Origin of the sequence: Limimaricola sp. G21655-S1, from assembly GCF_027213785.1 — a bacterium.
Classification (GTDB): Bacteria; Pseudomonadota; Alphaproteobacteria; order Rhodobacterales; family Rhodobacteraceae; genus Limimaricola.
Window position 1 is genome coordinate 140,565 of the sequence record NZ_JAPWGO010000007.1, and the last position, 16,589, is coordinate 157,153.

At 67.7% G+C, this 16,589-nt stretch carries 15 protein-coding genes; 12 read left to right on the top strand and 3 right to left on the bottom strand.

Annotated features, from left to right (window positions below):
* Nucleotides 1-91: 91 nt before the first annotated feature.
* The 9 genes from O4G76_RS09210 to O4G76_RS09250 all read left to right on the top strand — a co-directional run bounded on the left by O4G76_RS09210 (nt 92) and on the right by O4G76_RS09250 (nt 9,936).
* Nucleotides 92-1,504, top strand: a complete 1,413-nt coding sequence (locus O4G76_RS09210; RefSeq protein ID WP_373568026.1) for a type II and III secretion system protein family protein — start codon at nt 92-94, stop codon at nt 1,502-1,504.
* A 13-nt stretch (nt 1,505-1,517) separates the two neighbouring features.
* Complete coding sequence (locus O4G76_RS09215) at nt 1,518-2,171, top strand: OmpA family protein (RefSeq protein WP_269397052.1); 654 nt, start codon at nt 1,518-1,520, stop codon at nt 2,169-2,171.
* 192 nt (nt 2,172-2,363) lie between these two features.
* A complete protein-coding gene (locus tag O4G76_RS09220; protein WP_269397053.1) occupies nt 2,364-3,599 on the top strand; it encodes an AAA family ATPase in 1,236 nt (411 codons plus the stop codon).
* Between the two features lie 28 nt (nt 3,600-3,627).
* On the top strand, nt 3,628-5,127 hold the full coding sequence (locus O4G76_RS09225) for a CpaF family protein (protein WP_269397054.1): 1,500 nt from the start codon (nt 3,628-3,630) through the stop codon (nt 5,125-5,127).
* Nucleotides 5,128-5,131: 4 nt separating this feature from the next.
* On the top strand, nt 5,132-6,100 hold the full coding sequence (locus tag O4G76_RS09230; RefSeq protein WP_269397055.1) for a type II secretion system F family protein: 969 nt from the start codon (nt 5,132-5,134) through the stop codon (nt 6,098-6,100).
* Nucleotides 6,101-6,103: 3 nt separating this feature from the next.
* Nucleotides 6,104-7,090 carry a type II secretion system F family protein gene (locus O4G76_RS09235; protein ID WP_269397056.1) on the top strand — a complete coding sequence of 329 codons (987 nt, stop codon included), beginning with the start codon at nt 6,104-6,106 and terminating at the stop codon, nt 7,088-7,090.
* Between the two features lie 11 nt (nt 7,091-7,101).
* On the top strand, nt 7,102-7,659 hold the full coding sequence (locus O4G76_RS09240) for a tetratricopeptide repeat protein (RefSeq protein WP_085894645.1): 558 nt from the start codon (nt 7,102-7,104) through the stop codon (nt 7,657-7,659).
* A 26-nt stretch (nt 7,660-7,685) separates the two neighbouring features.
* Complete coding sequence (locus O4G76_RS09245) at nt 7,686-8,537, top strand: lipopolysaccharide assembly protein LapB (RefSeq protein WP_269397057.1); 852 nt, start codon at nt 7,686-7,688, stop codon at nt 8,535-8,537.
* Nucleotides 8,538-8,625: 88 nt separating this feature from the next.
* Nucleotides 8,626-9,936, top strand: coding sequence for an ATPase (locus O4G76_RS09250; RefSeq protein WP_269397058.1), 1,311 nt, complete (start codon nt 8,626-8,628; stop codon nt 9,934-9,936).
* A gap of 6 nt (nt 9,937-9,942) precedes the next feature.
* On the opposite strand, the gene O4G76_RS09255 is transcribed toward O4G76_RS09250, so the two are convergent.
* Nucleotides 9,943-11,430, bottom strand: coding sequence for an MDR family MFS transporter (locus O4G76_RS09255; RefSeq protein WP_269397059.1), 1,488 nt, complete (start codon nt 11,428-11,430; stop codon nt 9,943-9,945).
* 138 nt (nt 11,431-11,568) lie between these two features.
* Between O4G76_RS09255 and O4G76_RS09260 the strand changes: the two genes are divergently transcribed.
* From O4G76_RS09260 to pdeM, 3 genes are read left to right on the top strand one after another with little or no spacing between them, the layout of a single operon-like run.
* Complete coding sequence (locus O4G76_RS09260) at nt 11,569-12,174, top strand: MarR family winged helix-turn-helix transcriptional regulator (RefSeq protein ID WP_269397060.1); 606 nt, start codon at nt 11,569-11,571, stop codon at nt 12,172-12,174.
* A 31-nt stretch (nt 12,175-12,205) separates the two neighbouring features.
* On the top strand, nt 12,206-14,638 hold the full coding sequence (locus tag O4G76_RS09265) for a ligase-associated DNA damage response DEXH box helicase (RefSeq protein WP_269397061.1): 2,433 nt from the start codon (nt 12,206-12,208) through the stop codon (nt 14,636-14,638).
* A gap of 49 nt (nt 14,639-14,687) precedes the next feature.
* Nucleotides 14,688-15,377, top strand: a complete 690-nt coding sequence (pdeM, locus tag O4G76_RS09270) for a ligase-associated DNA damage response endonuclease PdeM (RefSeq protein ID WP_269397062.1) — start codon at nt 14,688-14,690, stop codon at nt 15,375-15,377.
* Between the two features lie 7 nt (nt 15,378-15,384).
* Here pdeM and folD read toward each other — a convergent pair whose 3' ends face one another.
* Nucleotides 15,385-16,278 carry a bifunctional methylenetetrahydrofolate dehydrogenase/methenyltetrahydrofolate cyclohydrolase FolD gene (gene folD, locus O4G76_RS09275; RefSeq protein ID WP_269397063.1) on the bottom strand — a complete coding sequence of 298 codons (894 nt, stop codon included), beginning with the start codon at nt 16,276-16,278 and terminating at the stop codon, nt 15,385-15,387.
* Nucleotides 16,275-16,580, bottom strand: a complete 306-nt coding sequence (locus O4G76_RS09280) for a chorismate mutase (RefSeq protein WP_269397064.1) — start codon at nt 16,578-16,580, stop codon at nt 16,275-16,277. The genes folD and O4G76_RS09280 overlap by 4 nt, the downstream gene beginning before the upstream one ends.
* Nucleotides 16,581-16,589: the final 9 nt, after the last annotated feature.

Below are 16,589 nucleotides of genomic sequence, written 5' to 3' on the forward strand. Positions count from 1 at the left end.
CCCCCTCGGGCAGGCTCGGCGCGGACGGGGCGACCTCAAGACCCCGACGCACGACCTGCAGCGAGGCGGCCGAATGAGCATCCGACACACCATGAGAGCCGGCCTCGCCGGCCTCGCGCTGAGCCTTGCAGGGCTGACTCCGATGGGCGAGGCGCAGGCCGAGGCGCTCCAGGTTCGGGCCGGCGCGCCGTCGCGCGCCTTGCAGGTCCCGATGAATCGCGCCGTGGTGGTCGAAAGCGACGTACCCTTCACCGAATTGTCGATCGCCAATCCCGGCATCGCCGACATCTCTTCGCTGACCGATCGCACCATCTATGTGCTGGGCAAGGCGCCCGGCCGCACCACGCTCACCGTGCTGGGCGAGAACGGGCGGCTGATCACCAATGTCGAGGTGCATGTCACCCCCGACATCGCCGAGTTCAAGGAACGGCTGGAGCAGATCCTGCCCGGCGAGCCGATCGAGGTCCGCACCGCCAATGACGGCATCGTCATGTCCGGCGTGGTCAGCTCGATCGGCAAGCTCGACCGGGCGCTGGAGCTGGCGCAACGCTATGCCCCCGACCGGGTGTCGAACCTGATGAGCGTCGGCGGCACGCAGCAGGTGATGCTCAAGGTCCGTTTCTCGGAAATGCAGCGTTCGGTGAGCAAGTCGCTCTCGGCCTCCCTGGGGGCACGCGGGACTGCCTTCGGAGACAATCTCGGCCTCGCGGTGGGGACCAACACGCTTGGAAACTCCGCGGCTCTGGGCTCCGCGCTCGGCGGCTCCCTTCCCAGCTCCAGCTCGGCCAATGCCTCCACCCTGTTCGGCTTCAACGCCGGTGGCGTCGAGGTTGGACTGCTGCTCGAGGCGCTGGAAAGCCGCGGCGTCGTGCGCACACTGGCCGAACCCAACCTCACCGCCCTGTCGGGCCAGGAGGCGAGCTTTCTCGCAGGCGGTGAATATCCGGTCCCGGTGAGCCAGGAGAACGGCACCGCCACGATCGAATACAAGCCGTTCGGGGTCGAGCTGACCTTCGTGCCTCGCGTGGTGGAAGGCGACCTGATCAATCTCGAACTCAAGGCGTCGGTCAGTTCGATCGACCCGAGCAACGGCTTCACCGCGGACGGCTTTACCATCGACGCGTTCCGCCGACGCGAGACCGCGACGACCGTGGAAATGCGCGACGGCGAAAGCTTTGCCATCGCCGGCCTCCTCTCGGACGATTTTCAGGACCTCAACGGTCAGGTGCCTTGGCTCGGAGACATTCCCGTGCTGGGCGCGCTGTTCCGCTCCGCCGAATACACCCGCCAGCAATCCGAGCTGGTGATCATCATCACGCCGCATCTGGTGACCCCGACCCGCGGCGAGACGCTGGCCATGCCGACCGACCGTGTTCGCCCGCCTTCCGAGCGCGAGCTGTTCCTGTTCGGGCGCGTCTCGGCCGACCGCGCGCCCCAGAGCGGCACCGCCGGCGAAATCGCGCGACAGGATTTCTCGGGCTCATACGGCTATGTGCTCGACTGAAGGGAGATCCGCGATGCGCCGCGTCCTGACCGCCTTGGGCTGCGCCCTTTCGCTCGCCGCCTGTGCAGCGCCGCCGGGCTTCGACGATGAGGCGGGCCGCGCCGGGCCAGCCTTCGGCACGGCGACGCGCGACAATGTCATCGCCCATAGCAGCGCCTCTGAAGGCCTGCGCGTGAACTTGGCGCGTCAGTTCGCCGCCGAGGTCGACACCACGATCACCTTCGCCTTCGATTCCGCCCAGCTCGATGCCAAGGCGCGCGCCGTGCTGCAGCGCCAAGCGGCGTGGATCCGGCGCTATCCGGAGCTGCGATTCCGGGTCTATGGCCATACCGACCTCGTCGGCCCGGCCAGCTACAATCAGGCGCTGGGCCTGCGCCGGGCCCGCGCGGCGGTGGCCTATCTCGTGTCGCAGGGCCTCGATGCGAGCCGCCTCGAGGCGGTGGCCTCCTTCGGCGAAACCCGTCCGCTGATCGCCACGACCGATCCCGAGCGGGCCAACCGCCGGACCGTCACCGAGGTGTCGGGCTTCGTGCGCGGTCACCCCAACCTTCTCAACGGCAAATACGCCGCGGTGATCTTCGAGGGCTACGTGGAGAGCGCGGTGCCCCAAAGCACGCTCGGCGAAGGCGGATCTGGTGGCGACGGTGTCGAAGCCGCGGCCCCTTGAGTCCGGTGTGACAAATTCGAACCGTACATCGCGATCGTTGCCAGCGCCCCAACAATTACAGTTTTTCAGCCCCATTGCAGCCATCATTGATCTGCAAGACTGAACCGGTGGAGGGGATGGTCTCTGCACCGTCTTCCGGGCCGCCCGACCCGCTTCGGCGGGCCCTCCCGCCTTGACAGAGGATACGAAGGAATGAGCAGCACGGCCCCCCTGCAACCCGAACCCCAGCCGATCGCGGCCTGCACGATCAGTCGTGATGTGCAGCAGTTCGACCTGCTGATCGAGGACATGGAGGCTGCGATGGGCGAGAACTGGGGCGATCTCGGTTTCGCGGACGCCCTCGCCTTCCTCGAGCAGCCCGAGGCCGCGGAACTCGAATTCGTGGCGGTCGCCCTGAGCAAGGAGGACGAGCGCCAGCTGCCGCTGATCGCAGACATCATCGCCCACGCGAAGCGGCGCGGCATCAAGGTGGTGCTGATCGCCGATGACGTGAGCCCGGCCGCGCTGCACCAGCTGCTGCGCGAGGGCGGCGACGAATTCGTCCCCTATCCCCTGCCCGAGGGCGAACTGGCCCAGGCGATCGAGCGGCTGCGCTCGGGCGCCGGGCCGCTTCTGCCCGAAGCCGAGCCGACCGAGCCCCGCGCCACCGATGACCGCTCCGGCGTGGTGATCCCTGTACAGGGCCTCGCAGGCGGCAGCGGTGCCACGACGCTCGCGGTGAACCTCGCCTGGGAACTGGCCAATATCGACCGGAAGGCACCGCCGCGGGTCTGCCTGATCGATCTCGACCTGCAATTCGGCACCACCGCCACCTATCTCGACCTGCCGCGCCGCGAGGCGGTGCTGGAGATCCTGAGCGATACCGCGGGCGCCGACAGCGAGAGCCTGCTCGCCGCCATGATCGTGCATCAGGAGCGGCTGCACGTGCTGACCTCTCCGGCCGAGCTGGTGCCGCTCGATCTCATGGGTCCGGCCGACGTGGCGCGGCTGATCGAGATGGCGCGGGTCAATTTCGACTATGTCGTGATCGACATGCCCTCGAGCGTGGTCGACTGGTCCGAGACGGTGCTGCAGGCGGCGCATGTCTATTTCGCCACGCTCGAACTCGACATGCGTTCGGCCCAGAACACGATGCGGCTCAAGCGGGCTCTGCAATCCGAGGAGCTGCCCTTCGAGAAGCTGCGCTTCGTGCTCAATCGCGCGCCGGGCTTCACCGATCTGTCGGGCAAGAGCCGGGCCAAGAGGCTCGCCGACTCGCTGGGCATCTCGATCGAGGTGCAGTTGCCCGATGGTGGCCGCGCGGTGACCCAGAGCGCCGATCACGGCACGCCGCTGGCCGAGGGCGCGGCCAAGAACCCGCTGCGGCGCGAGATCGCCAAGCTTGCCCGCTCCGTTCACAAGGTCAACGTCGCCGAGGCCAAGGCCTGAGGGCCGGCGCCGCAGCCAGGAGAGCGCCATGTTCTCGAAATACAGGAAGCCCGATCCGAGCCGGAATGCCGGCGCAACCGCTGCCCGCACTCCGGCGGCCAAGCCCGCGGCGCCCGCGCCGCAGGCGGCGGTCCCCTCGACACCGGCGCCGGCCCTGCCCGGCCCTGCCAGCGCCTCGATGCGCCGGTCGGTTCCTGCGACCGATGCCGTGCGCCGCGCTGCCGAGGCCGCGCCCGCCGACAAGGAGCGTCGCCGCAAGGAGCGGCTGGCCGAGATCAAGCTTGAGGTGCACAAGGCGCTGCTCGACACGCTCAACCTCGCCGCGCTCGACAAGGCAAGCGAGCAGGATCTGCGCAACGAGATCAATTCGATCGCGACCGAAACGCTCGACACCATGGGCGTCGTTCTGAACCGCGAAGAGCGTCAGAGTCTCAACCAGGATCTCTTTTTCGAGGTCACCGGGCTCGGCCCGCTCGAGACGCTGCTCAAGGACGACAGCGTCAACGACATCCTCGTCAACGGCCCGCACCAGATCTTCGTGGAGCGGGGCGGCAAGCTGCAGTTGACCGACATCACCTTCAAGGACGAACGGCACCTGCTGCGGATCATCGACAAGATCGTTTCTGCCGTCGGCCGCCGGGTCGATGAATCGAACCCCTATGTCGACGCGCGCCTCGCCGATGGATCGCGCTTCAACGCCATGGTCGGGCCGATCGCGGTGGATGGCAGCCTCGTCTCGATCCGCAAGTTCAAGAAGGACAAGCTCGGCATCGACGACCTGATCCGCTTCGGCGCGATGACCGAGGAGATGGCCGCCTATCTCGAGGCGGCGGTGGCGACGCGGCTCAACATCATCGTCTCGGGTGGCACCGGTTCGGGCAAGACCACGACCCTGAACGCCCTCTCATCCTTCATCGACAACAACGAGCGCATCCTGACGATCGAGGACACCGCCGAGCTTCAGCTCCAGCAGACCCATGTCGGCCGGATGGAAAGCCGTCCCGCCAACGTCGAGGGGCGTGGCGCGGTGAGCCAGCGCGACTGTCTCAAGAACGCGCTCAGGATGCGGCCCGACCGGATCATCGTCGGCGAAACGCGCGGCGAGGAAGTGATCGACATGCTGCAGGCGATGAATACCGGCCATGACGGCTCGATGACCACGATCCACGCCAACTCGGCCAGGGACGGTATCTCGCGCCTCGAGAACATGATCGCGATGGCCGGGATCGAGATGCCGATCAAGGCGGTTCGCAGCCAGATCGCCAGCGCGGTGAACCTGATCGTGCAGGCAAGCCGCCTGCAGGACGGCTCGCGCCGGATGACCTCGATCACCGAGATCACCGGCATGGAAGGCGACGTGATCTCGATGCAGGAGGTGTTCCGCTACCGCCGCGTCGGCCTCACCCCCGACAACAAGATCATCGGCCATTTCACGGCCACCGGCGTGCGCAGCCACTTCTCGGAGCGGTTCCGCCTCTGGGGCTACGACCTGCCGGCGACGATCTTCGAACCGATGGCGGCGGAGTAGGAACATGAACCTCAGCGCGGAACCGATCATCTACGGCCTCGTCTTCGTCGCCGTCCTGGTGCTGGTCGAGGGGCTCTACCTCACCATCTTCGGACGCTCGATCAGCCTCAACAACCGGGTCAATCGCCGCCTGACGCTGCTGGAAAAAGGCGGCCGGCGCGAAGAGGTGCTCGAACAGCTGCGCAAGGAGATGACGCAGCACCTGAAGTCGCGCCGCGTGCCGCTCTACTCGATCCTCGCCCACAAGGCGCAGAAGGCCAATATCGCCTTCACCCCGACCCAGTTGGTGCTGCTGATGGCGGGGCTGGGGCTTCTGGCCTTCGCCGGCCTCTCGGTGGGCACGGCGGCGAGCCTGCCCATTCGGATCGTAGTTGGCGCGGCGATGGGGGTGGGTGGCGTCTATGTCTGGGTCAACAACAAGGCCAAGAAGCGCCTCGGGCTGATCGAGTCGCAGTTGCCGGAGGCGATCGAACTCATGGTGCGATCGCTGCGCGTGGGCCACCCCTTCTCATCGGCCATCGGCATCGTCGCGCGCGAGGTGCCCGATCCGCTGGGTTCGGAGATGGGCGTGATCGCCGACGAGGCCGCCTATGGGCGCGACATGAGCGAAAGCCTGAAAGCCATGGCCGAGCGGCTCGACATGCAGGATCTGCGCTTTCTCGCCGTGGCGGTGACGATCCAGCGACAGGCAGGCGGCAACCTTGCCGAGATCCTCGACGGCCTCGCCAAGGTGGTGCGCGCCCGGTTCCGGCTGTTCCGCAGGGTCAAGGCCATCACCGCCGAGGCCAAATGGTCGGGCATGTTCCTTTCCGGCTTCCCGTTGGCGGCACTGGTAGGGATCAACCTGATGGACCCCAACTATTACGACGAGGTGCGGGAGACGGCGGTGTTCATCCCGGCCTGCTTCGTGGTCGGCGCCTTCCTGACCGTGAACGTCATCGTCATGCGTGCCCTCGTCAACATCAAGGTCTGAACCATGCCCGTGTTCCAGCAGATCCAGGCGATCCTCGTCGAACATCTCGGCCCGGCCGGACCACTCATCGTGGTGGGCCTGCTCGGTCTCGCGATGATCCTCCTGACGTTGCCGGCCCTACTGCGCCGCCGCGAGGACCCGCTCGACAAGCTCAGGGCCCAGAACGTGCGCGAGGGAGGCGAGACCCAGGCCAGTTCGGTCGACCGGCTGCGGGCGCCATCGGCGGCCGACAAGCTCGATCGCTACGCCACGTTTCTCGAGCCGCAGAACGCCGAGGAGCTCTCGGCCGTGCGGCTGCGGCTGATGCAGGCGGGCTACCGCGCGCGCAACGCGGTGCGGATCTACCATTTCAGCCAGTTCGCCTTAGGCATCAGCGCGCTTCTGGCCGGATTGATCTGGGCGCTGAGCCGCGGCGAGGCCACGACGCAGGACCTGATCACCGCGACGCTGATCCCGGCCGCGATCGGCTACATGGGGCCCAAATACTGGGTCACCCGGCGCCGCGAGGCGCGCAAGCAGCAGATCACCGACGGCTTCCCCGACAGTCTCGACATGATGCTGGTCTGCGTCGAGGCGGGCCAGTCGCTCGATCAGGCGATCATCCGCGTCAGCCACGAGCTGCGTGCGGGATATCCGGACCTCGCCTTCGAATACAGCCAGGTGGCGCACGAGATGAAGGCAGGCAAGGACAAGGCGCTGGTGCTGCGCGACCTGTCGGAACGTTGCGGCGTGGTCGATATTTCGAGCTTCGTCACGGTGCTGGTGCAAAGCCAGCAATTCGGCACCTCCATCGCCGAAGCGCTGCGGGTCTTCTCCGCCGAGATGCGCGACAAGCGCGTGATGCGGGCCGAGGAAAAGGCCAACACCCTGCCCACCAAGATGACTTTGGCGACGATGATGTTGACGGTGCCGCCGCTGCTGATCATCCTGATCGGGCCGTCGATCTTCGACATCTACATGACCCTTGGCGGCGGGGCTGCCGGGAACTGACTCTCTCACATATGCGATCGATCGCCATTCTTGCCGCCCTCGCCTTGCTGGCCGCCTGCTCGGATGCGGGCGGCCTCTCCGCATCCGCGGGTGGCGTCTATGCCCCCGGCCCCTCCGGTGAGCCCGACGTGGACGGGTTGATCGTCGGGCACCGGCTGATGGCGGCGAACGAGCCGGAACTGGCCCTGAACGCCTATGGCCGCGCCGCCGGCCAGCAGGGTCTCGACGTCGACACGCTCTCGGCGATGGGCTCGGCCAATCTGCGGCTGGGCCGTCTGGGCCAGGCGGAGCGGCTGCTGCGCCGTGCCGTGGCCGAGGATCCGGACTTCGCGCCGGCCTGGAACAACCTGGGCGTGGTACTGATGGAGACCGACCGCGCCGCGGAGGCCGCCGAGAGCTTTCGCCGCGCCTTCGCGCTGGTGGATGGCGGCGATGACATGGTGCGCGACAACCTGCGCCGGGCCCTCGCCAAGCGTGACGGCGCGCTCTATGCTGGCCCGCAGGAAACGGAAGAGTTCCAGCTGGTGCGGCGCGGATCGGGGCAATACGCGATCCTGACCGCGCTGTGAGGATGTCGAGCACAAAGGACGCGCCCATGCGCCTTCCCCTCAGCTGTTGCGCCCTGTTGTCGGCGCTCATTCTCGCGGGATGCGGCGATTCCGAGGGCCAGGTGTCGCGCGCGGTCGGGGATCTGCGCGAGGCCCGCGACGCCGACCTCAACGAGATCATGCTGACGGTGGCCGAGCCATCCGAAAGCGTTGCCTATTTTCAGCGCCTCGTCACGGCGGAACCCGCCGCCATCGCGCCGCAGCGGGGTCTGGCCACCTCGCTGGTCCGCGCCAAGCGCAGCGCCGAGGGCGTGGCCGCATGGCGCAAGGTGGTCGCGCATCCGGAATCCGGTCCGGCCGATAGCGTCGAGCTGGCCGACGCGTTGATCCGCACCAATGCCTGGGACGAGGCCGAGGCCGTGCTCGACGGCATTCCGCCGACCTTCGAAACCTTCCAGCGCTACCGGCTCGAGGCGATGGTCGCTGACAGCAACGAGGAATGGAGCCGCGCCGACAGCTTCTACGAAACCGCGGCGGGGCTGACCACGACGCCCGCGGGCGTGCTCAACAACTGGGGTTATTCCAAGCTCACCCGCGGCGACTACAACGGCGCCGAGCGGCTCTTCACCGACGCGCTGCGGCAGGAGCCGGGGCTCTTCACCGCCAAGAACAACCTCGTTCTCGCGCGGGGTGCCCAGCGCAACTACCAGCTGCCGGTGGTGCCGATGACCCAGACCGAGCGGGCGCAGCTGCTCTACACGCTGGCGCTCGCCGCGATCAAGCAGAACGACGTGACGATCGGCAAGGGGCTGCTGCGCGACGCGGTCGAGACGCATCCGCAGCATTTCGAAGAGGCCGCGCGGGCGCTGAACGCCCTTGAAGGCGGCGCGACCAACTAGCGCCGGGCTGCTTCCCCGCTGCTGCCACAATCGCTTGCGAAGCTCGGGCGGCAGGGCCGAATGGCAGCGGCAGTGACGGGAGATCTCGATGAACATGCAGATCGGCGCGATGGCGCCGCAGGTACCGCGCAGCCTCGAGGCGGCCGGACTGCCGATGGTGATGATGCGCGACATCGCCCTCAAGACGATCTTCCGCATGAATGCCCGACTGGTCAGCGAGGTCGCCCGTGCCACCTGCCTGCCCGTCAACGTCGCGCAGGAACTCGTCGATCTGTTGCGCGGTCAGAAGCTGATCGAGGCGATGGGCACGCTCACCGGTCCCGGTGCCAGTGCCGAAATGCCTTACCAGCTTACCGAGGCGGGCCGGGCCCGGGCGCTCGACGCGCTGGCGCAATCAGAATATTTCGGCGCCATGCCGGTGCCTCTCGCCGATTACCGCGAGCAGGTGGCCAAGCAGTCGGTACGCAACCTGACCATGACCCGCGACCGGCTGCAGGCGGCGATGGGACATCTGGTGCTGCCGCCCGGGCTGATCGGCCAACTCGGACCCGCCATCGGCGCCGGACGCTCGATCCTCATGTACGGCCCGCCCGGCAACGGCAAATCCTCGATCTCGAACGGCATTCGCGCCGCGCTCGGCGATCTCGTCTATGTGCCGCGCGCGCTCGAATATGGCGGGCAGGTCATCACCGTCTACGACCCGATCATCCATGCCAGCATCGAGGATGCTCCGGAAGACCCGAACGCGCTGCGCCGTTCGACCACGCGCTTCGACACCCGCTACGTGCGCTGCGAGCGGCCCACGGTCGTCACCGGGGGCGAGTTGTCGCTCGACATGCTCGATCTGGTCTACAACCCGGTGGCGCGCACCTATCAGGCGCCGTTGCAGCTCAAGGCCACGGGCGGCGTGTTCATCGTCGACGATCTGGGCCGACAGGCCGAACCACCCCAGAAGCTGGTGAACCGCTGGATCGTGCCACTAGAAGAGAACCGCGATATCCTCGCGCTGCAATCCGGCGAAAAGTTCGAGGTGCCCTTCGATACGCTGGTGATCTTCTCCACCAACTTCCATCCCAATGAGATCTTCGACCAGGCAGCACTGCGGCGGATCTTCTTCAAGATCCGCGTGGACGGGCCCAGCCAGGAGGATTTCCTCAAGATCTTCGCGCTGGTGGCGCGCAAGAAGAAGATGCCGCTGAGCCAGGCCGCGCTGATCCATCTGCTCAAGGCCAAGTACCCGACCATCGGCAATGTCTATGCCAACTACCAACCGGTATTCCTGATCGACCAGATCATCTCGATCTGCGAGTTCGAGAGAATCCCTTACCAGATGACGCCCGAACTGATCGACCGGGCCTGGGACAACATGTTCGTGCGCGAGGGCGCGGTGGTGCGCTGAACCCCCTCACGCTTCGGCCAAGGGCACCTCGCGCAAGAGCAGCGTGACGGCGAAGGCCAGCGTGGCGATCCCTGCCGCAAGCAGGAAGATCGGATCGAGCGCCGCGGCAAAGCCTGCCAGCACGCTCTCGCGCAGATGCGGTTCGAGCGCCATCACGCTGTCGCGGCTGATCGTGCCGAGCCCTGCCCCCTCGACGCGGCCCGCGAGATTCTGCGCCAGTCCGGCGCCGAACACCGCCCCGAAGATCGAGGTGCCGAGCGAGCCGCCGATCAGGCGGAACATGTTGGCGCTGGCGGTGCCCACACCCAGCATCGCGCGCGGCACCGCGTTCTGGATCGCCGCGACGCCGACGCTCATCATCGGCCCGATGCCGAGCCCGGTGGCCGTCATCAACGCCACGACCTGCCAGAGCGGCGTGTCGGGACCAAGCCGCGACAGACCCAGCATCGCCACGGCCAGCAGCGCGGTGGAGGCCACCGGCAGCGCCTTGTAGCGGCCCGTGCGGCCCATCACCCGCCCCGAGACCATCGAGGCGCCGATCAGTCCCCCCATCATCGGCAGCAGGAACATTCCCGACAATACCGGCGAGACCCCCTGCACAACCTGCAGATAGAGCGGCAGGAAGGTGATCGTGCCGAACATCGCCATGCCGACCAGCAGCCCCGCCGCGTTGACCACCGCCACCGCGTTGAGCCGGAACAGCGACAGCGGCAGGATCGGCTCCGCGGCACGGCCCTCGACGAAAAGGAACCCCGTGAGCGACGCCATCGTCGCGCCGATCAGCGCCAGCATCGCCGGTTCGCTCCAGCCCAGCGCGGTGCCGCCCATGCTCGTCATCAGCACCAGCCCCGACAGCGTCGCGGTCAAGAGCGCCGCCCCTGCCACGTCGATGTGGGGCCGGGCGCCCGGCGCGCGTCCGCGCAACGCCGATTGCAGCACGACCCAAGCGATGGCGACCACCGGCAGGTTGGCGAAGAAGATCCAGTGCCAGCCGAGACTTTGCACCAGAAAGCCCCCGACCAGCGGCCCGACCACCGTGGAAAGGCCGAACACCCCGCCCAGCGCGCCCTGCACCCGGCTACGCTCGCGCGGGGGCAGCAGGTCGGCCACCACCGCCATCGCCACCACGATCAGGCCCCCGCCGCCCAGCCCCTGAACCGCGCGCCCCGCGATCAGCACCTCCATCGACGGCGCGACACCGCAGATCAGCGCGCCCAAGGTGAACACACCCAGCCCGGCCTGCATCACCGCCTTGCGGCCGAACAGGTCGCCCAGCTTGCCGAAGATCGGCGCGCCGACGGTCGAGGCCAGAAGATAGGCCGTGACCACCCAGCTCATCCGGTTCAGCCCGCCGAGATCGGCGGTGATCACCGGCAGCGCCGTGGACACGATGGTCTGGCCGGTCGAGGCCACGAAAAGCGTCACTGCCACCGCCCAGATCGCCAGTCGCCGATGATGGCCCGGCGTCTCCATGGCTTGGGGTGTGGCGGTCATGCGAAACTCCGGGCTATCAGGGTACAGGCCCGCACGCTCCGCCGAAGGGCGGAGAGGCTTGCGGAAACGGGGCGGTAACGCCAGATATGTGACACTGGCAGATTCATGTCAATGGCATGCAATTTGGAGAGGCGGGGAATGGCCGAACGCGACGAGGAACTGATCGGGGACATGGCGCGGGCCGGGATCGATCCGGAGGTGACGCGGGCGGCACTCGCCTTCGACGCGGTGCTGCAACGCTGGCGCCGACGGGTGCGCACGCGAGAACTGGGGCACCGGGCGCTCTCCGAACTGGGTCTGCCGCTCGATCTTGCGCAGCTCGATGTGATGATCGCGATCCATGCGCCCGCCAACGAGTTCGGCGACGACCCCGCCGAAGAGACCATGGTGTCGACCGTGGCGCAGCGGCTCAACATCGACCCGTCGCGCGCCAGCCGGATCGTCTCGGACCTGATCGCGCGCGGCTTTGCCGAACGCGCCGCGAGCCAGGCCGATGCGCGGCGAACCATCGTCGCGCTTACCCCCTCGGGGCAGGCCATCGTCGAGGCGGTGCGGCGTTACAAGTTCCTGCTTCTGGGCGGGTTTCTCTCCGACTGGACGGTGGAGGAGCGCGAAACGCTGTTGCCGCTGCTGGAGCGGTTCTCGCACTGGTCCGAAACCGGCGCCACCGCCGACGAGGCGGATCTGGAGAACCGGATCGGTCGGCTGCGCGACGATCTGGCGCAGAAGCTCGCCGCGCTTTGAAAGCGGGGGCCGCGCGCCCTAGATGGGGGTGATGAGCGCCCTGCCCCCCATCTTCGAGGACTGGTTTTCCAAACGTGGCTGGAGCGTTCATCCGCACCAGCAAGAGATGCTCGACCGGTCCGACGCGACTGCGCTCATGCTCATCGCACCCACCGGTGGCGGCAAGACGCTCGCGGGTTTCCTGCCGACGCTCGCCGAGCTGGCGGAGGGCGATCACAAGGGGCTCCACACGCTCTACGTCTCGCCGCTGAAGGCGCTGGCCACCGACATCAGGCGTAACTTGACCATCCCGGTCGAGGAAATGGGACTGCCGATCCGGATCGAGGACCGGACCGGCGACACAAAGCAGACCGCCAAGAAACGCCAGCGCGCCGATCCACCGCATATCCTGCTGACCACGCCCGAAAGCCTCGCGCTGATGATCTCCTACGAGGACGCGCCGCGCATCTTCGCCGGGCTGCAACGGGTCGTGGTCGACGAGATCCATGCGCTGATGGAGGGCAAGCGCGGCGACCAGCTGATGCTGTCGCTGGGGCGGCTCGAAAGCCTTGCCCCCGGGCTGCGCCGGGTCGGGCTTTCGGCCACGGTGGACGACCCCGAGGCGCTGGCCGCGCAGCTCGCACGGCACCCCGAGCCCTGCGAGATCATCGAGGCCGATCCCGGCCCCGATCCAAACATCTCGATGCTGCGCACCGAAGCGCCGCCGCCATGGGCCGGCGCGGGCGGCGGCTATGCCGTGCGCGAGGTGCTGGCGCAGGTGAAACGGCACAAGACCACCCTGATCTTCCACAACACCCGCGCTCAAGCCGAGATCTTCTTTCACAAGCTCTGGCTCGCCAATGAGGACGACCTGCCGATCGGCATCCATCATGGGAGCCTGTCGCGGCAGGTGCGCGAGAATGTCGAGGCCGCGATGGTCGCGGGCGATCTGCGCGCCATCGTCTGCACCGGCAGCCTCGATCTCGGGATCGACTGGGGCGACGTGGATCTGGTGATCCAGATCGGCGCCCCCAAGAACATCAAGCGGTTGGTGCAGCGCATCGGCCGGGCCAACCACCGCTACAACGCACCGTCCAAGGCGCTGCTGGTGCCCGCCAACCGCTTCGAGGTGGTCGAATGCATGGCGGCGCTCGAGGCGGTGCGCGACCACGAGCTCGACGGCAACCCGCGCGGCCCCGGCCCGCTCGACGTGCTGTGCCAGCACATCATGATCACCGCCTGCGCCGGACCCTTCGACGAGGACGCGCTCTTTGCCGAGGTGAAGAGCGTCGGTCCCTATGCCGGGATCAGCCGGGCACAATTCGACGACTGCCTCGATTTCGTGGCCACCGGCGGCTATGCGCTGCGCGCCTATGACAAGTGGAAGCGGCTGCTGCGGCGCCCCGACGGGCTGTGGCAGCTGCGAGACCCTCGAAGCGCCCTGCGCATCCGCATGAATATCGGCACGATCCAGGATGCCGACATGCTGAAGGTGCGGATGCGCGGCGGCGGTGGCAAGCCCTTGGGCGAGGTCGAGGAGGGTTTCGCCTCATCGCTCACCCCGGGCGACACGTTTCTCATCGGCGGGCAGGTCGTGCGTTACGAGACGCTGCGCGAAATGACGGTGGAGGTCACCCGTCGCGCCGATCGCGAACCGCGCATCGCCACCTACGCCGGGGCCAAGATGCCGACCTCGGCGCAGCTCGCGCATCGCATCCTCGACGATCTGCAACGCCCCGACTGGCCCGAACTGCCGCCCCATACGCGCGATTGGCTGCACCTCCAGCGCGAGGTGTCGAAGATGCCCGAGCGGGGGCGCATCCTCGTGGAAACCTTCGAGCATGACGGGCGTCACCATGCCTGCTTCCACACCTTCGCGGGCCGCCACGCACAGCAGACGCTGGGTCTGCTTCTGACACGGCGGATGGAGACACTGGGCCTGCACCCCTTGGGCTTCGTCGGCACCGATTACGCGACGTTGATCTGGGGGCTCGACGAGCTCAGCGATCCGGCGCCGCTGTTCGAAGCGCACGAGCTGCGCGAGGGGCTGGAGGGCTGGCTGACCTCGAACGCGGTGATGAAGCGCACCTTCCGGGGCGTGGCGAGCATTGCCGGACTGATCGAGAAGAACCTGCCGCAGGTCCGCAAGACCGGTCGGCAGGCAACGTTCAGCTCCGACATCCTGTACGACACGCTGGCGAAATACGACCCAGAGCACCTGATCCTGCGGGTCACCCGCGAAGAGGCGATGCGCGGTCTCGTCGACTTCGCCCGGGTCGAGGAAATGCTGGAGCGCACCAAGGGCCGGGTCGATCTCGTTCGCGCCGCCCGCCCCACGCCGCTTGCCGCCGCGATGCTGCTGGAACGCGACCGGGTGCCCGTTGCGGGTGCCGGCCGCGAGCGGCTGGCCGAGGAGGAGGCGGCGCGCCTGTTGAAGGAATCGGGTCTCGCAGCCCTCGGCGCCCCCACGGTCGCGGGGGTGTGAGGGAGGTCCCGCTTGCACGCGACGCCCCGTGCGGGCATGGGACCGTTCCATGAACGGAATAGAGATCCCCTTTCAGGGCGAGACGCTCTGTGCGCTGGGCTCCGGCGCGCTCCACTGGGCCGCGCGGGACCTGCTGATCGTCTCGGACCTGCATCTCGGCAAGTCCGAGCGCATCGCGCGCCGCCGCGGCACCATGCTGCCGCCATATGAGACCCGCGCGACGCTGGAGCGGCTGGAGGCGGATCTGCTGGAAACGGGCGCGGGCGGCGTGCTCTGCTTGGGCGACAGCTTCGACGATCTCGACGCCGCGAACGGGCTGGACGACGAGGACCGAGCGCATCTCGTCTCGCTGATCGAAGGGCGCGTCTGGCATTGGGTCGAGGGCAATCACGATCCCGGACCGGCGGGACTGCCGGGCGAGCATCATGCCGAGTTGGTCATCGGTCCGCTCGTCTTCCGCCATATCGCCGAAGTGGGCGCGCGGGGCGAGTTGTCGGGGCATTACCACCCCAAGTTCGGCCTGCCCGGTTGCGGCGGAACGAGGCCATGCTTCCTGTTCGACGCGGACCGGATGATCCTGCCCGCCTATGGCGCCTATACCGGCGGCATGCCCGCCACCGCGCCGGAGTTCGCGGCGCTGATCGGCAGCCCGGCTTTCGCGGTGCTCACGGGTACCAAGCCCCTGCTCGTCCCCTACCCCGGACGCAAGGGCACGGGACGGGGACGCCGGCGCTTCTAGCCCGGGATCAGACCGTCAGCCCCTCGGGCTCTGGCAAGCCGTTCGCCCGGCAGGCGGCGGTCAGCGTGTTGGCGAGCAGGCAGGCGATGGTCATCGGTCCGACGCCGCCGGGCACCGGGGTGATCGCGCCCGCGACCTCCCGGGCCGCGTCGAAATCGACATCGCCCACGAGCCGTGTCTTGCCGCCCTCGGCCTCGACCCGATTGATGCCAACATCGATCACCGTGGCGCCGGGCTTGATCCAGTCGCCCCTGACCATCTTGGGCCGGCCCACCGCCGCCACGACGATGTCGGCGCGGCGCACCACGTCGGCGATGTCCTTGGTACGGCTGTGCGCGATGCTCACCGTGCAGCTTTCGCCCAGCAGCAGATGCGCCATCGGCTTGCCGACGATGTTGGAGCGACCGATGACGACGGCCTCCTTGCCCGACATGTCACCCAGATGCTCGCGCAGCATCATCAGGCAACCCAGCGGCGTGCAAGGCACCATCGCCTTCTGTCCGGTGCCCAACAGGCCGACATTGGAGATATGAAACCCGTCCACGTCCTTGGCCGGATCGATGGCGTTGATCACCGCGTCGGAATTCATGTGCCCGGGCAGCGGCAGCTGTACGAGGATGCCATGCACCGCCGGGTCGGCGTTCAGTTGCGCGACCAGCGATAGCAGATCGGCCTCGGAGGTTTCCTCGGGCAGGCGATGCTCGAAGCTCTCCATGCCGACTTCGACCGTCATCCGGCCCTTCGACCGCACATAGACCTCTGAGGCCGCGTCGGAGCCGACCAGCACCACGGCGAGACCGGGGGTGATGCCGTGATCGGCTTTCAGCGCCGCGACCTGTTCGGCCACCCGGCCCCGGATGTCGGCGGCAAAGGCCTTGCCGTCGATGATGGTGGCGCTCATTCGGCGTCTCCCTTGCCCAGAACCTCTTCCTCGCGCGCGATGAAATGCTCCATCATCTCGCGCCACAGCCGCTCCGCGAGACCGGTATCGAGCCCCTCGGCATGGGCACGGGCGATCACCTTGTCGAGCACGTCCTGCACCCGGCTCTCGATCCGCGCGGGCAGCCCCTCGCCCGGTTTCAGCTCGATCGCGCGTTCGATCATCGTCGCGCGGCGCGCCAGCAGGCGCACCAGCTCCGCATCGATCGCGTCGATCTCGCGCCTGAGCGCCGCCATGTCGCCGATTTCGGCCGCTGCCGTCATTCGAAACCC